Here is a 16,910-nt window from a genome sequence, read left to right on the forward strand (position 1 = left end):
GGGGCACTTGCGAAGCCAGTCGGCCATCATTTCCGGGCTTCGACGCGGATGACTGTCGGGTCGTCGCCCTTATGGACCGCCAGGCCCTTAGCCTCTAGCGAGTGGACGACATCAAAGCCGACCGCCTCCAAGCGGCGCAATAGATCATCCATCACTATGAAGCGGCGGTAGTGACCGTGGATGCGTTCGGTCGGGCTGATGACTTCGCCCTGGCGCGCCATTGGGTCATTGATCGACCGGCATTCGACGAACAGCTGGCCACCTAACTTGAGCGATCGATACGCGGCCACTAGCGTCTCGATCTCCTCCGCGAGCGGCATGGCGTGCAAGACGAAGCGGCTATAGACGGCATCGAACTCCCCGTTGTGCAGGGACGCGAGATCAGGCAGCTTGCCGGAGCGGAATTCGGCATCGATATCGCCCTTGCTCGCCTCGCAGTTCTCGATCGCCTGCTCGGACAGATCGATGCCAACGACCCTATGGCCTTGGCGCCCGAAGAAGATGCTGTCCCGGCCATTTCCACAGCCGATCTCCAGTAACGTTACCCCGCGGGGCGACAGCTTTTCGGCAACGGCCATCGCGAACGGAGAAGGCGACGCGGGCGCGGCTCCTTTCGAATAGTAGTTGCTCCAATGATCGGTGCGGCCCATGTCTGGACTGCGCCACGCGGTGTTGAGAAAGGCCTCGACGATCAAGGCGGCGCTGTCGGCCGGCGAAACCCCTCCGTGGTTGTCAATCACCACATCAGCTGCGGCGGGCTCATCATAGAGCCGGGCAACGTCACCGATGCTCCCATAGAGTTTCTTGGTCTCTTGGTCGCGGGCCCGCCGCTCATCCTCGGGCACGCGCAGGTAGATCTGCAGGCTTCTCGGGATGTGCCTCCGCATCCACTGCACCACCTCGTCGTACATGGCGACGGCGCTGATGACGACCGCATATCCTTGCGAGGAGAGATGGCTGCAGAGTCGAAAGTACACTTTAGCCAGTTCGACCCGCTGATCTCGTTCGTATCCCCAGTTACTTCCGAGGATGGAGCGCAGATCGTCGCCATCGAGAAAAATCGACGGCTGGCCGGCTTCGAGCAACTGGGACTGCACCTGCCTGCCCACAGCTGTCTTTCCAGCCGCAGAAAAGCCCGTTATCCAAATCACACCAGAGTTCAAGTCGACGTTTTTCAGACCGTTCAAAACTTCCACCGTTAGGGCAACATGAGATTAGTTTCGTGGCTACAGAATATTAGGGCCAACTACAAGACACCACTGCCGGAAGGTTTTTTCCCCGTACAGGTGCGGTCTCGCCGTTTCGAACCGATTCAACATGGCCAGATCATCTTCCACGGAATCAACAAAAGCGGGTCGCTTGCGCTCTCCACCGCCTTGCGCGCCGGCTACAAACAGGAAGCACGGCTGAACCAGTTTTTTTCGCGCTATCTGAGTATCCCGGAGCACGAGCGCGACTTCCACGAGATCATCCTAAACTCCTCCGGGCACGCGTTCTTCGTCGACCACGAAATCTACGGAGCCATTCCTCCGGCTCCCCACCGTGCCCTGGTAACCATCCTCCGCCATCCGCTTCCTCGGATATTCTCGGTCTATCGGTGGCTCGAGCGACACCATTCGAAGGATTACGGAAGCTCGATGCCCGGTTTCATCGACTGGGTCAGGAACACCAACGGCATCACCTACAGCCAGCTTGAGCAGTTCGGTGCCGGGTATGGGCCGAAAATGCACGACTTGCGAAAGTTGCCAGGCGACGAACTGCTGGAAAGGGCGAAACAAGCGTTGGCCAATGATGTCCACTGCCTTGGTTTGGCAGAGCGCTTCGAGGAAACAATCTTCTTGTTCGCCCACCTCTGCGGTCTGTCGGCCGTGCCCGCCTGGAAACGTGATGACCGAAACAGCGACCGGCCCCTAGTAAGCACTATCGACAAGAGTGATCTCGACCTGGTCGAGGAGGTGTTCCATAGGGACTTTGAGCTTTACAAGTTCGCAGTCGAGCTGTTCGAGAAGCAACTTAAGGACATAAGATTCCACGAGGGTGAGCTCGATCGCTACAAGAAAGCATGCATCGGCGAGTACAAAGACCGGCTGATCTAATTTGGTCACGGCGGCGGGCGCCCCGTCAGCCAAGTGTAGACGCCTAGCAGCCACCCGGCGGCGCCCACGATCGCAATCCCTGTCTTGAGCAAAAGCCTCCCGGCGGTGCCCGCGCCCTGCGCTTGCGTGCGCAGGTTGACCACATCATCGGTTACAGCCTGCATATTTGCTTGGCTGTGCTTCACCGAGATCACGTCGGACTCAACCCGCGTAAGTCGATGAGCGAACTCGTCAAGTCGACGATGCACCCCTGCCCGACTCTCGTCGGCACGGTCCATCCGGTCAAGGATTGCCTCGAGCTGACCTTCCATGCGCCCGAGCATCATGTCCATGCTGCGTTCGCTCACCGCCGGCTTTCCTTCCCGTGGCGAGCGCATTCGCTCTTGGTCCACACGCCGCCGGCACACAGCCCCGCCGCCGTCTCATCGATGCCAGCCTGGTCGGTCGGCGTCTTGCCCTGGGCGCCGACCAGCGAGGTGCCGACGACGGCGCGCAAGCCGTCAGTCGTTACAGGCCCCAGTTTCGAAGTCGAACACCCCGCCAACACCAACACAGCGGCGAAGCTCGCCACGCCATGTCTCAGCCGCCCTGCCCGCATCGTCGTTCTCCTTGGTAATCTTGGCGGCGAACCGCGCCTGTTCGGTCGAGCGGCCGTAGCGAAAGGCCGCTGTGTGGCTCCAGCCCAGCGCCGCGATGACAGCCACCGCGGCGACGGCAAGCAGGTAGGTCTTCATGCCGGCACGTCTCCCTCGTCGGTCTGCCGGCCCTTCCACCAGCCCCAAGCGATCCAGGCGATACCGCCGAGCACCAGCAGCACTGCGATGACTGACAAGCTGGCCGACAACCATTCGAGTCCCGGCACCCACGCCGTCTTGTCGGCAGCCTGCTCGATTGTCTGGCGCGCGGTCTCGACGCCGGCGCCGCCGACAATGCCGCCGAGCCCTTCCCGTGCCTCGCGCGTTTCGGTCACACCGAGATCGCCGGGCCGCTCGTCGGGGTTGCGCTTCAGCGCCTCGAGCTGGCGGAAGGTCTCGGGCCCGGCGACACCGTCGACCGTTACGCCATTATCCCGCTGGAACGCCCGCACCGCGTCACGCGTCGTCGGACCGTAGTCACCGTCGACCTTGACGGCATGCCCAGCGCGGACGAGCAGAGCCTGCAGCTCGCGCACCCTCGCGCCGGTCGAGCCCATGCGCAACATGCCGGTTGCCGCCGACACCGCCGCACTGCCTGTGATCCGCTCATAAGCCCTCGACATCAGCCGTTCGTAGCCATTCGCCTGCGGCCCGTTGTAGCCCCGCTTGAACGCAGGGAAGTCGAGCCGTTGCAGTTCGTCGGCCAAGCCAAACCTTTCGATGTAGCGCACCATCAGCTCGATCTGCCCGACGGCGCCCGAGCGCGCCTCGGCGACCAGCGCATCGACGCTGTCGAAGCCGAGCCTCGCCCAATGCGCGCCCATCACCTGGCCATATCCAGCGCGCTCCTGGTTGGGTTGTCGCCTCGGGCTAGCCCCTCAGACAGCGCAGCACGGATGGCCGCCTGTTGATCGGCGATGATGTTGCTGACCAGCGTTGCACTGCGCTCGCGAAGCCACGCCTCGGCGGCCAGGTTCCTCGCATCCCACCGGATGACGATCTGATGGCCGTTCGGATCACGCAGCGTCGGCATCTGCTCGATGGTGGCTACACCACCGCCGTTGAAGGCTTGCCGGACCGCCTCGTCCAGCGGCCGGAACGCCGCCTCGTCGAGGTGCATGGCCGCGATAGCACCATTGACGTCACCGCGCTCCAGACGCTCCACGATCCGGCGCAGGACGATGTTCGAGCGAATGTCGTCGATCGCTTCCATGAAGGCAGCGCGCAGCAGTGGCGCGAGATCAGCGACGAGCTGTTCGAGCCGCTCGCGAGGTGATAGGCGTTTGAGCATCTACAGCCTCGTGAGGTTCACAAATTGATTTCCGCAGTGCTCGGCATGACGTTGGCCAAGATTCTTGACCCAGCCTTGCTTGTTCCGCTCGTAGTTTGGCTCTGGTTGGTCAGAAACATCGCACTCCAATTGATTGGAGCCGTCGCCGTGGCCATTGGGTATTCGGCACTGGGATTAGAACTGGGATTCTCAAACCCAGCGCTTAGAGGTGAGAGCATCGCGGCGGCAGTATTGGCCTCGCTGACTGTCACGCTTCTTTTCAGGTTTGCCTACACAGCAGCGCCCATCATCACGGAGTGGTTTTGCCGCGAGCCCCTTCGCCGTAGGATTGGCATTGGCCTACTTCTTGCGACCGCCGTCGCAGCGACCATTGCTCCTGGAGCAATACTTTTGACCAAGGCTCAACAGAAAGCCTTAGCAGTACAGTCGGAGTGAGACTCAGGCCGCGCACCAGGCCTTCCACGATACCGCAGTCCCTGCCGGCGGGATCGGCGTCAGACTGGTGATGACGCGCTCGGCGCCATCGATGATGAGTTTGTCGGTGATCTGCGGCTCAACCTCGGGCACAGCGAACGTCACCATGTCGCCGGTCTCGACGATCAAGACGCCGTTCTCATAGCGCTGGTGCAGCCGCTTGACCGTGGCTGATAATCGCCACGTCTCGACCGTCTCTGGCGCTGGCGTCCATTCGTTGGGCGGCGTGCCGAGCGTGACGCGCTTCAGTTGGACAGTCCCCTGCCCGAGCCCGCCCTCGTCCTCAGGCGCGAGTAGTTCCCGCGCCATGTCAGCCATGTCGTCGTAGAAGCCGATCATTTGCACACCAACGTTTTTTCTTTCGCCGCGCAGCAAACTCCGCTACCGAGCCAACGGGGGATGAATAGTGTTGGAGTGACCTAATGACTGAAGTATTGCCCAAGCCGAACGACCAGCTCATTGAGCTTACCGCGGATATCGTGGCGGCCTATGTTTCGAACAATCCAGTTCCCACTGGGGAACTTCCTGGGCTAATTGCACAGATCCATTCGAGCATCAGTAAGCTCGATACGCCATTGGCACCGAAGCAAGAACCACTGACACCGCGGATACCCATCAAGAAGACCGTCACCCCTGACTACATCATTAGCCTGGAAGACGGTAAGCAATACAGAACCCTAAAGCGGCACCTTAGTAACTTCGGGCTGACCCCTGACGAGTATCGCGCCAAGTGGTCGCTTCCGGCGGATTATCCAATGGTTGCTGCCGCGTATTCAGCAAGGCGCTCGGAACTGGCGAAGAGCCTCGGCCTTGGTCGCAAACCTGCCGAAAAGCAGCCGGTCAAGAGGCCCCGCAAGGCCAAGGCTTAAACTACCCATATACCCAACCCAACGGGTGATGGCTCCAACAGAGGAGCCAATAGACCGTCAATGATCGATGCGACGGGGCCGGCAATTGCTCCCGGCTCTGCTTCGGCTGGGTCGAAGAACTCCCTCTCGATGGTATCCACTTTCTGGCGCTTCACGCGCTTCAAAGGATCGGTCACAACCGACAGGGACCCCGGCGTCCTTAGCTCGAGCAAAGCGGCCTCGTATGACGCGTTGACCACGCGAAGCGGAATGATGTCGCCGGCGAGCGCATTGCCATAAGCCGTGGCGCCGGTGCGCGGCCATGCCCGCTCCTGCTCGATGCCCCCGGTAGGCAGACCTGAGAAGCGAGCGCCATAGGTCCCGTCTATGTAGACGCTGCCGCGCTGGCGGGCCGCGCCAATATCACCAGCAGGCACAGCATAACCGGCAGCGGCGGCGTAATCGCTGAAGCCCTCATTTGTTCCGTAGCCGGCCATCTGCGATTACCTTCTCGCTTGAATGTCGCATGAGGCAATTTGCCTTTGTGGTCAAAGGCCTAGCCGCCATCTTTCGGTTGCAATCTTAAGGACCTTGGGCGCAGCGCCGATAACGGTGCCTCAAGGAGGAATTGTAAGATGCATGCCCGTCGGTTCTGTCAGTTTTGTGCAGGACCCATTCCACGCTCAGCGCCCCGCTGCCCGTGGTGCCTGAAGAGCTTCACCAGTCCTGAAAGCAGTCGCCCGCGCCTATCTCAACAGGGGGAGGACGAATGGAAGCAAACACGAAACGTGGACTCGGAGCGTTAGCTTTCAGCGGACGCTCAAGGAACAGGCCCGGCTCCAGGGTGCCGGGCCATTTAGCTTCTACGAAGTTGCCAGATCCTCAAGTGCGGCGACAATCTCGTCCTTCTTCGACGGGGTCTTGTCACCGAGCAACTTGGATGCTGCCGATTTGAAGGCCATGAAGTTGCCGTCGGCCAGCGCTAGAACATCAGCCGCCGACTTGGGTTCGCCGTTGCCCTGGTTTACCTTGGCCAACTGCGCTTCCAGATCGGCGACCTTCGCCTTTTCCGCCTGAAGTTCGGTTGTCACGGCCGCAAACGAGGCATCGAAACGCCTGCGCATTTCTGCCATTTCGGCGGTGTCGCCGTTCTCGTCGCGCTCATCACCGGCTGAGGACTTCTTCTTGCCCTTGCCATCAACGATGAGGTGACCGCCGTCGACCATGGCCTTGACTACCGGGTGGTCCTTGGCTGCCTCCCAGACTTCAGGCTCCACGACGATGGACCCGTTGCCGGGAACGACCTGACCAGTCGGGAGGCCAAAGCCTCCCGCACGGGTGTTTTCCAGAGTGACTTGCTTCGTCATAGCGATCTCCTCAGATGCCATCGAGGTAGCGCATCGCACCCGGACGGCGCACTTCAACGCCACCCGTGCGGAAGATGCCCGGAACCTCGAACTTCAGGAGACGCTGTTCGGCCTGGAGCCAACGCAGAGGCATCGGTACGTGCATCTTCACGACATCCGGCGTACGGCGGTAGGCCACCATACGCTGAGTGCCGCCGGCGCCTGCCGTTTCCAGACCGAAGACCGCCCGGATGGTCAGCGGACGGCCTGTACGTGCCGTGTAGACGTTCGCCCGCAGGACATAGTCCAGCAGGTTCACCTCCGACGTCGCATCGAGGCGCTTGCCGATCAGGAAGTTGTACCGGTCCTGACTGATCAGGATGGTATCCGCCGTCTCGATGCCGTTGGACTCGGTGAAGATGACGCCGAGAACACGGTTAAAGTCTGCAACGACCTCATCCGGGGTCTTGGTAGACCACCGGGCACCAACGCCCGAAATGACGCTCGTATCGGAACCAGGCGCTCATATCTTCGGGCTCCTTCTCTCGACCTTGACCTGCCGCCCCTTGACGATGATAGCGCCCAATGTGGCTTCCTGATCTTCAGCAGCACGTGCCGCGCGCTGTTCATGCCATGCAGCCACACCGAGGACGTCTTCAGCGACGGCCGCCCTCTCCGAGTAGATTGTCGGGTTCAGAATGCGCCGAACACACGCCTTGGCCGCTTCGATCGCCTGGCTGGCGGTGTCACACTCGACCGGAGCGCCATCCTTTCGGACATAGCGCCAGCGCTCAGATGCAAAGAGCTTGAACAGCGGGCGATATCGACCGTTCCACGGCATTGAGGAGTAATCCGGAAGGAATTCGCCGGTCATGCAGTCACCTTGATTGGCTGGCCATAGCTGTCGCTGACACGCATGGCAGCGTAGTGGACGATCTGCAGCGCCAAGCTGGTCTTGCCCTCGCCTGACGACGACAGGAGCCCGTAGAGGTTGCCGACCTCAAGGTCAGCGCCGAGGACTTCCCTGATTTGCTCGAGCGGCAACGGGATCGACGGGATTTTCTCGTTCTTGGTCGAGCGCTCCTTGAGCCTCATAGCCACAGCCTTGGCTGTGCCGGGCCCCTCTTCCTTCGGGCTTTCGGCCCTGAGCTCGGCGAGCTTGCTCTCGAAGTCACCAGCAATGGCCACGCCGGATTGTTCCGGGCCCGCCTGGAATGCGGCGTCAATCATGTCATGAGCAATGGAGACGAGTTGCCGGCGTTCGTATGCCTCCACGATCGCCAGCCCGTGCGCCTTGACGTGATAGGCGCCGACGGTTTCCGACATCAGCGCGGCCATGTACTGCATCAAGGACATACCCTCGATGGTCCGGTCGGCCGGCAGGAATGGCTTGATCGTGATCGGTGTTGCGGCCTTGCCTGCTCCAATCATCTTGGCGATGAGATCGAAAATCTCCCGGTGGATCGGCTCGAAGAAGTGGGCTGAGGTCAAGAAGGCCGACACCGCATGGAAGGCGTCGTTGCTGACGAAGATCGAGCCAAGCAAGGATTGCTCGGCCTCGACGTTGTTCGGGAGATCGATGTTGAAGTCGCCAGGATGCGCGTTCATGCAACCAGCCCCTTTTCCGCGCGTTGATTGCGATGAACATCGCGCCGTCCATATTGATCAACGGCCCCGGCTTCTCCCTCCGTGAGGTCAAGTCGGTGTCCGAAGCGCTTGAGTTCCTTGAGGAATGGCCGAAAAACGCGCGCAGCCCGTTCTGGTATCTGGCGCGCAATGCTCTGGACGCCGCTCTCACCAACTCCATGCCCACCGACCACGCCCGAGACGCCTTCGAGGCGTTCTGCAAGGAATCCGGAATTCTGTTGGTCTAAACGCCGCTTCACGCCGCCGCTCCCTGCCGGATCATCCTGAACCGCTGACAGCCCTCGCCGGCTATAGCGATGCCGACTGCCTCAGCAGCGTCCGCGTTCTTCACTTCAATCTTGAAGGCCCGGCACCGGTCGACCGCAGCGCGCTTCCATGCCGCCCTGTCGAAGCCCGGTGATCATGATGCAGGACCGCGAGCACGCGCCCCGTATGCTTCCGATATTCAGGAGGCTTGAGAGGGAGGCTGACGCGCTTCGTCGGTCTCACGACGATTTGGCCGACGTGTTTGAGCGTGCTCGACGATCCCTGGATCAAAAGGCAGAGCAATCTTATTGAGCTCGTCTCGCTGCCAGGCTAGCGCGCCGCCGCTACCATATTTCGGCCGCTGAATAGTATGGCCCATGAGGCCCCGGCGTAACTCCTCGTCGAGCCCGCCCTCTTTCATCCGATCTTCGAACGAATGCCGAAGGCTGTAGAAGGTGTGCTTGTCGGATGGCAGCAGTTCGCTTTCGCGCAGGTACTTATTGATTGCCGTCGTGAGGCTGTTTTCTTTGTCACGATAGCGCGGGAAGCCATTCGGGAAAGCGCGGAACACCGCAAGCGCCACGCCGACCAGCGGGATCGATCTCACGGACGACTCTGTCTTAATCTCGCGGGGATTGTCGTGGCCCTCCCGCGGCTCGATGCGAATGTATGGTACTTTGACATCGAGGAAGATTTCCGTCTTCTGCAGGTTGCACAACTCGCTCGGTCGGGCGCCGGTCTCGATCATGGCAAGCAGCACGCCCCTCGCCTCAGTGTTCAGCCCTGTCAGGCCGTCGCCGGCCAGAAGCTTGGTCTTGATCCACTCGGTTGGGATAGGTGGCCGCGATCGTTTCGTCTTCTCGGCGAAGCCAAGGCCGTCGAACGGGTTCTGTTTAACCTCTACCCCCATGTGCTTGTGGTAGCTCTCGTAAAGCCCTCGCAGGTTGCCAAGATCACGGTTGCCTGACGTAGGCTTGTGTGTCGGCTTCCCCTTCTTTGGCGCAATTCGTTCCAACCAATAGGTGTAGACCTTGAGGCCGTCAGCGCGCGTGATGTCCGGCATGGCCTTGTCACCAGCGAGATCGACGAAGTTGTTCACGGCCCGCTGCTTGACCTTCTTCCAGGAGCGCTTTTGGCTCTCGCTCTTGCCCTGTAACTCGTCGTGGACAATCTCGTCAGTGTAGACCTTGAACGCAGCCGTCAGGGTCACTGGAGGAACGTTCTCGGTCCCCAGAACGGCCCGGTTGGTCGCAACCGGCGTCCGCTCGTCCATGACCGCCTCAAGGCGAGACACCACGTCCCGCAGATCCGCAGTGGCGATCTCACTGGCTGGCTGATAGCTGAAGCCCATCGCCTCGACGCGCTTCACCGCGGCCTTGTATCTGGCTTGAGCCGCGACGCGGGGCTCGTCGGCTATCATGGCCGCCCATAGCTGGTCATCCGCCGCTTCGAGCGCATCGCGTTTGCTGCGTGCCAGAGCCAGGTCCGCAGTCTTCAGGGAGGTCCGAACATGAGGCGAGCGGGCATCCATGTCGACCACGACAGCCGGCACCCGCCGCTTGTAATGATAAATTCCCCGCCTCAGGATCAGGTGACGATCCTGTTCGTTTCTGCTATTCCGCATTTATGGGCGCCTAAGGTGTGGCACAATTTGTGGCACAATCTGTGGCACCAAAATGTAGATTGATGCAATACGAGAAATACAACCCACGAAAAGATATTGGTTTTTCAATATCTTATGGAGAGCCGCGCCCGCTAAGTAGGGGGCGTATCATCCGCACCATAAACGCTCTGCCCGGCGGACTTGAAACCTCTGAACGAGAGTGATCTGGCCGTGCACGCACCGACAAATCCGATAGGCGCCGCTTCCAATATCGACAGCAAAAACCTGTCGCCTTCACGACGCAGCCTGCTCGTCGCGTCCGACGCCGTCTGGCCGCCCGTTTCGGGTGGCGATCTGCGTAACTGGCAGAATGTCCAGGGACTGGCCACGCTGGGTGACGTGCTGGCGGTATCGGTCCACGAGCCGCGCATGCCGGTGAAGCTCGACGACGCCCGGATCACGACGTTGGTTCTTGCCAGCGCGGCCGAGGCCGTGACGTCGCCGCGTCTCGCCAAGCGCCTGACCCCCATCGACACACGCATCCCGCAAGTCGCGCTTCCGCGCCTCCTGGAGGCGGCACGCGACTTCAAGCCCGACACCATTGTCGTCGAAGGCATTCCGCTCTTTGCCCTGCTCGAGCATCTGCGCCCGCTGGCGCCGACGCTCGTGCTCGACATGCACAACATCGAGTCCGACCTTTTCAGGCAGATGATGCCGAAGACCGGCTGGCTGGCCGGGCTGTTTTCGAAGAAGGCCCGCCATGTCAGGCGCATGCGCGACATGGAACTGCAATCGCTGCGTTTGGTGGACAAGGTCTGGGTCTGCTCCGAACAGGATCGCGACAGGCTGCGCAGCCTGTCCGGCGGCCGGGCGCTCGCCGATGTCATTCCGAATGGCGTTCCCCGCTTTGAGCTCATCCCCGAACAACTGGCCGTCCAGCCTGCCATGACCAACGGCCAGCCGACGCTGCTTTTCGTTGGCCACCTCAATTATCCCCCCAACCTCGAAGCGGCACGGCGGCTGGCGACCCGGATCCTGCCGCGGCTGCAAGCCGCGCTTGGCGGCGCCAGGCTCATCATTGCCGGGCGCAGCCCGCATCGCAGCCTCGCTGATGTGGCAGCCCTGCCCGACGTCGAGCTGATCGCCAATCCCGATGACCTGGCGGAGCTTTACCGGCGCGCACATCTCGCCATCGTGCCGCTGGTCAGCGGCGGCGGCACGCGGCTGAAGATACTGGAAGCTATGGCCTGGGGCCTGCCCGTCGTCGCCACCAGGCTGGCTGCCGAGGGCCTCGGACTGGTGGAGGGCGTCGACATCGACTTTGCCGAGACCGACGACGAGCTTGCCGCGCGCGCGGCAACTTTATGCAAGGATGCCGGCTGGCTTCAGGCGCGGCGGCTTCGTGCCCGCGAAACGGTCACGCATCGCTTCGGTCCACAAGCCATCGCGGCGGCCGTCAGATCCAGTCTCGCGTGATATCGGAGAAACCCTCGATATCAGCTTGATAAGCCTTGCCTAATAATGCCATGACTCTCAGGATGACTGAAAGATGAGTTTGATCGGCATTACATGACGATTCCCAAAATTCTTCACCAGACCTGGAAGACTGATAGCATTCCCGAGAAATTCCTCGACTGGTCGAAGAGTTGGGAAAAACACAATCCGGGTTGGCGGCACATCTTGTGGAGCGACAGGATGCTGCTCGACTTCGTCGCCGAAAATTATCCCCAATATCTGCCGACTTACTGCAGCTATTGGAATGGCGTCCAGCGCGCAGACGCAGCCCGCTACATGCTGCTGCACCATTTTGGCGGCGTCTATGCCGACCTCGATTGCGAGTGCATCGGGTCGTTCGACGCGATCATGCACGAAGATCGCGTCGTCTTGTGCAAGGAGCCCGATATCCATGCACGGGACCAGATCCAGGTCCGAAACCTGCCATATCTTTTGTTCAACGGCACTATGGCGAGCCCGAAGGCACATCCTTTCTGGGAGCATCTGATCGCGGGCCTGCCAGCAATGCAAAACGCCTACGACGTGCTCGACGCCACAGGGCCATGCATGCTCACCGGCGCTCAACTCAGCTATGGCGACCAGGCCAGCTTCGCGATCCACCCCAGCGCCCTGTTCGCCCCAACCGACAGGAACGGCGTCGCCGCGCTTGACCCGACAGCCTCGTCACCAACACTGTCGATCCACCATTGGAGCGGTACGTGGTGGATCCGCGGCAAACCACCATCGGTTCTGGAACATCTACGGAGCGCATTCTACCGCCTGCGCCATGAGCTCACCAAAGGGTCGCAGATGGATACGGCGGCCGCCCAAGCTGCGGTGGACCCGGCAGCCGTCAAACGCTTGCCCCCTTCGGGAAACAACATTGCCATCCTCATCCCACTCAGAGACGCCGCCGACCATATCGGCCCAAGTCTGGCCGCGTTGGCACGTCTTGAGCACCCTAAGGAGTGCATCAAGCTGGTCTTCTGCGAAGGCGACAGCACCGATGGAAGCTGGGAGCGGCTACAGGAAGCCACGGCGCCGCTGAAAGACAGCTACAGAGATGTCATCCTGCTCAGGAAGAGCCTGGGCAAAAAGCTGGATCGCTCAAAACGTTGGAAGCCCCGCCTGCAACGCGTGCGCCGCTCGGGAATTGCCGCCATACGCAACCACCTCATCGAGCATGGTCTGGATGAAAGCGACGACTGGGCGCTGTGGATCGACATCGACGTCTGGCGCTACCCGGCCGATATCGTCGCGCGACTGACCGAGACAGGGCGGCGGATCGTGACGCCTGATTGCACCAAGGTTCCTGGCGAAGGCAGCTTCGATCTCAACAGCTTCGTCACCACCAGCCAGCAACAAGACTACCGCTACTGGCGTGCGATGCGGAAAGGGCTCTATCAGCCGCCGGCCAAGGGAGGGCGGCGGTTGTATCTCAGCGATCTGCGCGACGTCGAACGCGTCAATCTCGACGGCGTTGGTGGCGCAATGCTGCTCGTCGATGCGGCACTGCATCGCGGCGGGCTTAAATTCCCGGAGATTCCCTACAAGTTCCTGATCGAGACCGAAGGCTTTGCGGCGCTCGCCAAGGATCTCGGCATCGTGCCACTCGGCTTGCCCAAGATCGAGGTGCTGCACGTCCCCTGGTAAGCACCAGCGGACGTTGCCTTGTCTTTAATAAAGCGGCTCTTCGAACAGCATGGTGTCGCCGTCCATCAGCGCCTTGATCTGGCCGGTGCCGTCGCTGCCGACGGCAACCTTGATGCCGAAGCTGCGCAATTCGGGCTCCGCGCCGGAGTTGCGCTTGCGCATCTCCTCCTCGATCGCCAGCCCCTCGCCTTCCGGCACGTAGAAACGCTCGATGCCGTAGTCGACACTGATGGTGGAGCCCGGCGTCAGGCTCCAGGCGCTGGAAATCTGGCCGAGAAGGTCGACCTCATCGCCTGATGCAGGCGTGGTGGCAGCGTTCAGCCAGGCCGACGTCGCCCGCCAATAACCGTCGGCATCCTTCTTCAGCCGTACGACGACTGGCCCATCAACGCTCGTCAGATCGCCCTGGGGCAGGTTGGCGATCTTTTCCACCTCAATGCGCGAAATGTCGTAGCCCAGCCTGACATAGTCGCCGCGCAAAAGGTCGCGCGGGTCGACGGGCTCGACCTTGAGCAGGACCTCCTTGCCGTCACGCAGGATCGCCGCGCGCCCGACGATCATCCAGCCGAGAAAACCGATCTGCGCCAGCGCCAGGACGATGGCGGCGACAACGAGCTTGTAGCGGGCCATTACGCGGCTCCCTGGGCTGGCTGTGATTTCATGCGCCGTTCGATGCGGATGATCGCATAAGCGAGGCCGGCGAGAATTATTGCAGCTGCGAAGAAGAAGCCCGCCGTGCCCAGCATCGAGCCGACGGTCACCATGTAGACAATGGCCAGCTCGAAAGCGAAGCCGATATAGGCGATCCAGCGCAAGCCTCGGCTTTCGCGGCCAAGGAAGACGATCACGGCCGCAATGACCGCCAGCGCCACGGCAGCGGCGATGACAAAGCCTCCGTCATCGATCTGGTCGAGTTGGACCATGCCCATGCCGGAGAGGAAACCGATCAGCGCATGCAATGGCAGCCGCCCGCCAAGCTGGGCAAAACGCTCCGAAGCCACTGGTGCCAAGGCAGCAACGGCGAGAAGGGCTGCCGAGACCAGCGCAAGCACCAGCCCGACCTCCAGTGACTCGTAGTGAAAGCCGAGCAGCACTGCATAGAGAATGACCGACAGCGCGATCAGGTGCCGGGCAGCGCGACTCTGGGTCCAGAACGACAGCGCCCAATACGCCGCCATGAATGCAATGAAGAAATGCGGGAACTCCGTGCGGCGAAACAGCTCAAAACCCTTCGTCACCAGCCATGCGTCGGCGATACCGATAGCGGCCACGGTCAGCGCATTGGAGCGCAGTGCTGCCGCGGCGATGGCCGTGCCTATCGACCAGGTGACGATCGCCGCCGCCTCGTCGCCGGAGAAATGGTACATCTGGCCGATCAGCGCGATGGAACCGCCGAAAGCCGCGGCCGCGATCAGCCACAGCCCTTCTGCAAAGCCGCCATGGTCTCGCTGCTTGAGCAGGGCCCCGCCGACATAGCCCACAAAGATCACCGCAAACAATGAAGCCACACGCGCCGGGCGCGGTATCGCTTCCCAATTGGCTGCAACCAGGATCAGGATCGCCGCGGCAAACAGCAGTGCCGCCATCATGGCGAGGATCGAACCGAAATTGAGCCCGTTGCGCTCGTTGGCCTCGACATCGCGGATCAGCGCGTCGCCGGTCGCCCGATCGACAAGCCCGCTGTCGACCCATCGGCCGATGTCGTTCTTCACCTTGGTGGCATAGCTCGCCATATGTCGCTTCCCCCTGCCCCGGCGGCCCACATCCGAGCCAAGCCGTTGTCATCATGGCGGATTTCAGATTCGGTCACAATTATGACCGAAGGCTTAATGCTCATTAATGTTGCAATGCACAAGACGCATTGCTGCCATGCGAGCATAGCGCTTCAATTTTAGGCAAGGGCATCCTATCTACGCCCCGTACACAGAAGAGAAAAGAAAAGAACGGAAAACGAAGATGAACCTGATCCGCAATTACCGCAACTGGCGCCGCTACCGTGACACCGTCTCCGAGCTGAGCCGCCTGTCGAACCGTGAACTGACCGACCTCGGCATCACCCGCAGCGACATCCACTTCGTCGCTCGCAAGGCGATCTAACCGAAGCCGATCTACCCAAACTACCTGTCCGAACCGAAAAGAGAACTAAAATGAACTTGCTCCGCACTTACCGTAACTGGCGCGCTTATCGCGAGACGGTGAACGAGCTTGGCCGTCTGTCGAACCGCCAGCTTGCCGATCTCGGCATCAATCGTGGCGAGATCCAGTCGATCGCCCGCCGCGCTATCTAATTCAGAGCTTCCGTCAGGGTCGACCTCCTCCCCGACCTAGACGGATCGGGTCAGCTTTTTCCTCCCGATAAGCTGACCACCTTAACACACCCGCCGGACCTCCTCCCCCGGCGGGTGTCGTTAGCCCCGAGAGTCTCGCCTCTTCGAATTGGCGAAAAGAATTCAGCCAGCGCCGACCTCCTCCCCGGCAATGGCGAATAGGTCAGCTTTCTCCTCCCATTGAGCTGACCACCAATAGCGACACCTGCCGGATCTCCTCCCCCGGCAGGTGTTGTTACCCCGAGAGTTTCGCCCTCTTTGATTGGCGAACAGAATTCAGCCAACGCCGACCTCCTCCCCGGCAATGGCGAATAGGTCAGCTTTCTCCTCCCATTGAGCTGACCACCAATAGCGACACCTGCCGGATCTCCTCCCCCGGCAGGTGTTGTTACCCCGAGAGTTTCGCCCTCTTTGATTGGCGAACAGAATTCAGCCTGCGCCGACCTCCTCCCCGGCAATGGCGAATAGGTCAGCTTCCTCCTCCTCCCTGATGCTGACCACCAACAGCGACACCCGCCGGTCCTCCCCCGGCGGGTGTTGTCGTTTTGGGGCAAGCTTTCGATATTCGCTCTAATTCAATGCGCCGCTTTCCAGCACGCCGCGCTGCTTCCAGTCAGCGAGGCGGATGATGTCGGGCGCGCCGCCCATCGGCGCATACCAGGAATCGACAACCCATTTGACGCCGTCGGGCGCCCGGATCACCGCCGTCCAATGTGGATAGCGGCCGTCGAGCAGAAACCCCCTGGAATCCCTGGCTTCGACCTTGTGATGCTTGAGCAGGCCGCGACGCGCGAGATAGCGCAGCAGCGCATCGGTGTTTGTCGACTCGTCGACGCAATCCATCTGCCCGCGAACCTTCGAGGCGCCGAACTCCGACTGTGGCTGGTCGCGCACGCCGGTCACATGCTGCGCCCGCTTCTCGAAATAGCTGACCGCCCTGGCGATCGCCTTGCGCTCGGCTTCGGGCGAGGCGCGGCCGGCAGCCATGATCGACGCGAACTTCCTGTCATCGCTTGCGCCAAGAGCGAGGCGCGAACGAAACGCGCAGCCATAGCCATGGCAGATGTCGATGGATGTTCCCGGTGCTGCGACAGCTCGGTCAGTGGCCGGACCGCCGGTCATGATAGCAACGAGGCCGGCAAACAGGGCGATCGAACGTCTCATCATGGCAATATCCTAGTGACTGTCCCGCACCGGGCGCAACTCGCAAGCCGCCCAATCGTTGCATTCCCCCGGCCAAGGGATTATTC

24 protein-coding genes are annotated in these 16,910 nt (G+C 61.2%); 8 read left to right on the forward strand and 16 right to left on the reverse strand.

All coding sequences use genetic code 11. The features are described from left to right. Positions 1–26 precede the first annotated feature (26 nt). Positions 27–1,187 carry an adenylyl-sulfate kinase gene (locus ACSQ3E_RS13205; protein WP_436123028.1) on the reverse strand — a complete coding sequence of 387 codons (1,161 nt, stop codon included), beginning with the start codon at positions 1,185–1,187 and terminating at the stop codon, positions 27–29. A 99-nt stretch (positions 1,188–1,286) separates the two neighbouring features. On the opposite strand from ACSQ3E_RS13205, the gene ACSQ3E_RS13210 reads away from it, so the two are divergent. Beyond that, positions 1,287–2,096, forward strand: a complete 810-nt coding sequence (locus ACSQ3E_RS13210) for a hypothetical protein (RefSeq protein ID WP_436123029.1) — start codon at positions 1,287–1,289, stop codon at positions 2,094–2,096. Positions 2,097–2,101: 5 nt separating this feature from the next. Here ACSQ3E_RS13210 and ACSQ3E_RS13215 read toward each other — a convergent pair whose 3' ends face one another. From ACSQ3E_RS13215 to ACSQ3E_RS13235, 5 genes are read right to left on the reverse strand one after another with little or no spacing between them, the layout of a single operon-like run. After that, positions 2,102–2,443 carry a DUF1515 family protein gene (locus ACSQ3E_RS13215; protein WP_436123030.1) on the reverse strand — a complete coding sequence of 114 codons (342 nt, stop codon included), beginning with the start codon at positions 2,441–2,443 and terminating at the stop codon, positions 2,102–2,104. Next, complete coding sequence (locus ACSQ3E_RS13220) at positions 2,440–2,592, reverse strand: hypothetical protein (protein WP_436123031.1); 153 nt, start codon at positions 2,590–2,592, stop codon at positions 2,440–2,442. The genes ACSQ3E_RS13215 and ACSQ3E_RS13220 overlap by 4 nt, the downstream gene beginning before the upstream one ends. A 4-nt stretch (positions 2,593–2,596) precedes the next feature. Beyond that, entirely contained in the window at positions 2,597–2,830 is a 234-nt protein-coding gene (locus tag ACSQ3E_RS13225) for a hypothetical protein (RefSeq protein WP_436123032.1), read from the reverse strand. Next, complete coding sequence (locus ACSQ3E_RS13230) at positions 2,827–3,555, reverse strand: peptidoglycan-binding protein (RefSeq protein WP_436123033.1); 729 nt, start codon at positions 3,553–3,555, stop codon at positions 2,827–2,829. Before ACSQ3E_RS13230 ends, ACSQ3E_RS13225 begins: the two co-directional genes overlap by 4 nt. Further along, positions 3,555–4,022, reverse strand: coding sequence for a hypothetical protein (locus ACSQ3E_RS13235; protein ID WP_436123034.1), 468 nt, complete (start codon positions 4,020–4,022; stop codon positions 3,555–3,557). Before ACSQ3E_RS13235 ends, ACSQ3E_RS13230 begins: the two co-directional genes overlap by 1 nt. A gap of 45 nt (positions 4,023–4,067) precedes the next feature. Between ACSQ3E_RS13235 and ACSQ3E_RS13240 the strand changes: the two genes are divergently transcribed. Further along, positions 4,068–4,457, forward strand: a complete 390-nt coding sequence (locus ACSQ3E_RS13240; protein WP_436123035.1) for a hypothetical protein — start codon at positions 4,068–4,070, stop codon at positions 4,455–4,457. Positions 4,458–4,460: 3 nt separating this feature from the next. Here ACSQ3E_RS13240 and ACSQ3E_RS13245 read toward each other — a convergent pair whose 3' ends face one another. Continuing rightward, positions 4,461–4,835 (reverse strand): hypothetical protein, encoded by a 375-nt coding sequence (locus tag ACSQ3E_RS13245; protein WP_436123036.1) that lies wholly within the window; start codon positions 4,833–4,835, stop codon positions 4,461–4,463. A gap of 83 nt (positions 4,836–4,918) precedes the next feature. Here ACSQ3E_RS13245 and ACSQ3E_RS13250 point away from each other — a divergent pair, with 83 nt between their 5' ends. Next, on the forward strand, positions 4,919–5,365 hold the full coding sequence (locus ACSQ3E_RS13250; RefSeq protein ID WP_436123037.1) for a MucR family transcriptional regulator: 447 nt from the start codon (positions 4,919–4,921) through the stop codon (positions 5,363–5,365). Here ACSQ3E_RS13250 and ACSQ3E_RS13255 read toward each other — a convergent pair. The 5 genes from ACSQ3E_RS13255 to ACSQ3E_RS13275 all read right to left on the reverse strand — a co-directional run bounded on the left by ACSQ3E_RS13255 (position 5,362) and on the right by ACSQ3E_RS13275 (position 8,298). Beyond that, entirely contained in the window at positions 5,362–5,841 is a 480-nt protein-coding gene (locus ACSQ3E_RS13255) for a DnaT-like ssDNA-binding protein (RefSeq protein ID WP_436123038.1), read from the reverse strand. The two genes, ACSQ3E_RS13250 and ACSQ3E_RS13255, sit on opposite strands and share 4 nt — an antisense overlap. Positions 5,842–6,207: 366 nt before the next feature. After that, positions 6,208–6,711, reverse strand: coding sequence for a hypothetical protein (locus ACSQ3E_RS13260; protein ID WP_436123039.1), 504 nt, complete (start codon positions 6,709–6,711; stop codon positions 6,208–6,210). A gap of 10 nt (positions 6,712–6,721) precedes the next feature. Next, positions 6,722–7,189, reverse strand: coding sequence for a major capsid family protein (locus ACSQ3E_RS13265; protein WP_436123358.1), 468 nt, complete (start codon positions 7,187–7,189; stop codon positions 6,722–6,724). A gap of 24 nt (positions 7,190–7,213) precedes the next feature. Beyond that, positions 7,214–7,564, reverse strand: a complete 351-nt coding sequence (locus ACSQ3E_RS13270; RefSeq protein ID WP_436123040.1) for a hypothetical protein — start codon at positions 7,562–7,564, stop codon at positions 7,214–7,216. Continuing rightward, complete coding sequence (locus tag ACSQ3E_RS13275) at positions 7,561–8,298, reverse strand: DnaB-like helicase N-terminal domain-containing protein (RefSeq protein ID WP_436123041.1); 738 nt, start codon at positions 8,296–8,298, stop codon at positions 7,561–7,563. Before ACSQ3E_RS13275 ends, ACSQ3E_RS13270 begins: the two co-directional genes overlap by 4 nt. 32 nt (positions 8,299–8,330) lie before the next feature. Between ACSQ3E_RS13275 and ACSQ3E_RS13280 the strand changes: the two genes are divergently transcribed. Beyond that, positions 8,331–8,564, forward strand: coding sequence for a DUF982 domain-containing protein (locus ACSQ3E_RS13280; RefSeq protein ID WP_436123042.1), 234 nt, complete (start codon positions 8,331–8,333; stop codon positions 8,562–8,564). Positions 8,565–8,782: 218 nt separating this feature from the next. On the opposite strand, the gene ACSQ3E_RS13285 is transcribed toward ACSQ3E_RS13280, so the two are convergent. After that, positions 8,783–10,207, reverse strand: coding sequence for a DUF6538 domain-containing protein (locus tag ACSQ3E_RS13285; RefSeq protein WP_436123043.1), 1,425 nt, complete (start codon positions 10,205–10,207; stop codon positions 8,783–8,785). A gap of 180 nt (positions 10,208–10,387) precedes the next feature. Between ACSQ3E_RS13285 and ACSQ3E_RS13290 the strand changes: the two genes are divergently transcribed. Both ACSQ3E_RS13290 and ACSQ3E_RS13295 read left to right on the forward strand, forming a co-directional pair. Beyond that, positions 10,388–11,662 (forward strand): glycosyltransferase family 4 protein, encoded by a 1,275-nt coding sequence (locus ACSQ3E_RS13290; RefSeq protein WP_436123044.1) that lies wholly within the window; start codon positions 10,388–10,390, stop codon positions 11,660–11,662. A gap of 93 nt (positions 11,663–11,755) precedes the next feature. Further along, on the forward strand, positions 11,756–13,333 hold the full coding sequence (locus ACSQ3E_RS13295; RefSeq protein ID WP_436123045.1) for a glycosyltransferase: 1,578 nt from the start codon (positions 11,756–11,758) through the stop codon (positions 13,331–13,333). Positions 13,334–13,357: 24 nt separating this feature from the next. On the opposite strand, the gene ACSQ3E_RS13300 is transcribed toward ACSQ3E_RS13295, so the two are convergent. Both ACSQ3E_RS13300 and ACSQ3E_RS13305 read right to left on the reverse strand, forming a co-directional pair. After that, positions 13,358–13,963, reverse strand: coding sequence for a GDYXXLXY domain-containing protein (locus tag ACSQ3E_RS13300; RefSeq protein WP_436123046.1), 606 nt, complete (start codon positions 13,961–13,963; stop codon positions 13,358–13,360). After that, on the reverse strand, positions 13,963–15,066 hold the full coding sequence (locus tag ACSQ3E_RS13305; RefSeq protein ID WP_436123047.1) for a DUF2157 domain-containing protein: 1,104 nt from the start codon (positions 15,064–15,066) through the stop codon (positions 13,963–13,965). Before ACSQ3E_RS13305 ends, ACSQ3E_RS13300 begins: the two co-directional genes overlap by 1 nt. A 223-nt stretch (positions 15,067–15,289) precedes the next feature. Here ACSQ3E_RS13305 and ACSQ3E_RS13310 point away from each other — a divergent pair, with 223 nt between their 5' ends. Both ACSQ3E_RS13310 and ACSQ3E_RS13315 read left to right on the forward strand, forming a co-directional pair. Then, positions 15,290–15,430 (forward strand): DUF1127 domain-containing protein, encoded by a 141-nt coding sequence (locus ACSQ3E_RS13310; RefSeq protein ID WP_082496386.1) that lies wholly within the window; start codon positions 15,290–15,292, stop codon positions 15,428–15,430. Positions 15,431–15,480: 50 nt separating this feature from the next. Continuing rightward, positions 15,481–15,621 (forward strand): DUF1127 domain-containing protein, encoded by a 141-nt coding sequence (locus ACSQ3E_RS13315; RefSeq protein ID WP_018427695.1) that lies wholly within the window; start codon positions 15,481–15,483, stop codon positions 15,619–15,621. Between the two features lie 609 nt (positions 15,622–16,230). Here the strand turns inward: ACSQ3E_RS13315 and ACSQ3E_RS13320 are convergent. Continuing rightward, on the reverse strand, positions 16,231–16,827 hold the full coding sequence (locus ACSQ3E_RS13320) for a hypothetical protein (protein WP_436123048.1): 597 nt from the start codon (positions 16,825–16,827) through the stop codon (positions 16,231–16,233). Positions 16,828–16,910 lie beyond the last annotated feature (83 nt).

Source organism: Aminobacter sp. LjRoot7, from assembly GCF_964252895.1.
GTDB lineage: Bacteria > Pseudomonadota > Alphaproteobacteria > Rhizobiales > Rhizobiaceae > Aminobacter > Aminobacter aminovorans_B.

Coding starts and splice junctions, on each gene's coding strand:
- ACSQ3E_RS13275 (WP_436123041.1), bottom strand. CDS start 8,298: ATGAACGCGCATCCTGGCGACTTCAACATCGATCTCCCGAACAACGTC.
- ACSQ3E_RS13235 (WP_436123034.1), bottom strand. CDS start 4,022: ATGCTCAAACGCCTATCACCTCGCGAGCGGCTCGAACAGCTCGTCGCT.
- ACSQ3E_RS13260 (WP_436123039.1), bottom strand. CDS start 6,711: ATGACGAAGCAAGTCACTCTGGAAAACACCCGTGCGGGAGGCTTTGGC.
- ACSQ3E_RS13240 (WP_436123035.1), top strand. CDS start 4,068: ATGACGTTGGCCAAGATTCTTGACCCAGCCTTGCTTGTTCCGCTCGTA.
- ACSQ3E_RS13250 (WP_436123037.1), top strand. CDS start 4,919: ATGACTGAAGTATTGCCCAAGCCGAACGACCAGCTCATTGAGCTTACC.
- ACSQ3E_RS13270 (WP_436123040.1), bottom strand. CDS start 7,564: ATGACCGGCGAATTCCTTCCGGATTACTCCTCAATGCCGTGGAACGGT.
- ACSQ3E_RS13305 (WP_436123047.1), bottom strand. CDS start 15,066: ATGGCGAGCTATGCCACCAAGGTGAAGAACGACATCGGCCGATGGGTC.
- ACSQ3E_RS13280 (WP_436123042.1), top strand. CDS start 8,331: ATGAACATCGCGCCGTCCATATTGATCAACGGCCCCGGCTTCTCCCTC.
- ACSQ3E_RS13315 (WP_018427695.1), top strand. CDS start 15,481: ATGAACTTGCTCCGCACTTACCGTAACTGGCGCGCTTATCGCGAGACG.
- ACSQ3E_RS13255 (WP_436123038.1), bottom strand. CDS start 5,841: ATGGCCGGCTACGGAACAAATGAGGGCTTCAGCGATTACGCCGCCGCT.
- ACSQ3E_RS13245 (WP_436123036.1), bottom strand. CDS start 4,835: ATGATCGGCTTCTACGACGACATGGCTGACATGGCGCGGGAACTACTC.
- ACSQ3E_RS13285 (WP_436123043.1), bottom strand. CDS start 10,207: ATGCGGAATAGCAGAAACGAACAGGATCGTCACCTGATCCTGAGGCGG.
- ACSQ3E_RS13295 (WP_436123045.1), top strand. CDS start 11,756: ATGACGATTCCCAAAATTCTTCACCAGACCTGGAAGACTGATAGCATT.
- ACSQ3E_RS13230 (WP_436123033.1), bottom strand. CDS start 3,555: ATGGGCGCGCATTGGGCGAGGCTCGGCTTCGACAGCGTCGATGCGCTG.
- ACSQ3E_RS13320 (WP_436123048.1), bottom strand. CDS start 16,827: ATGATGAGACGTTCGATCGCCCTGTTTGCCGGCCTCGTTGCTATCATG.
- ACSQ3E_RS13225 (WP_436123032.1), bottom strand. CDS start 2,830: ATGAAGACCTACCTGCTTGCCGTCGCCGCGGTGGCTGTCATCGCGGCG.
- ACSQ3E_RS13310 (WP_082496386.1), top strand. CDS start 15,290: ATGAACCTGATCCGCAATTACCGCAACTGGCGCCGCTACCGTGACACC.
- ACSQ3E_RS13300 (WP_436123046.1), bottom strand. CDS start 13,963: ATGGCCCGCTACAAGCTCGTTGTCGCCGCCATCGTCCTGGCGCTGGCG.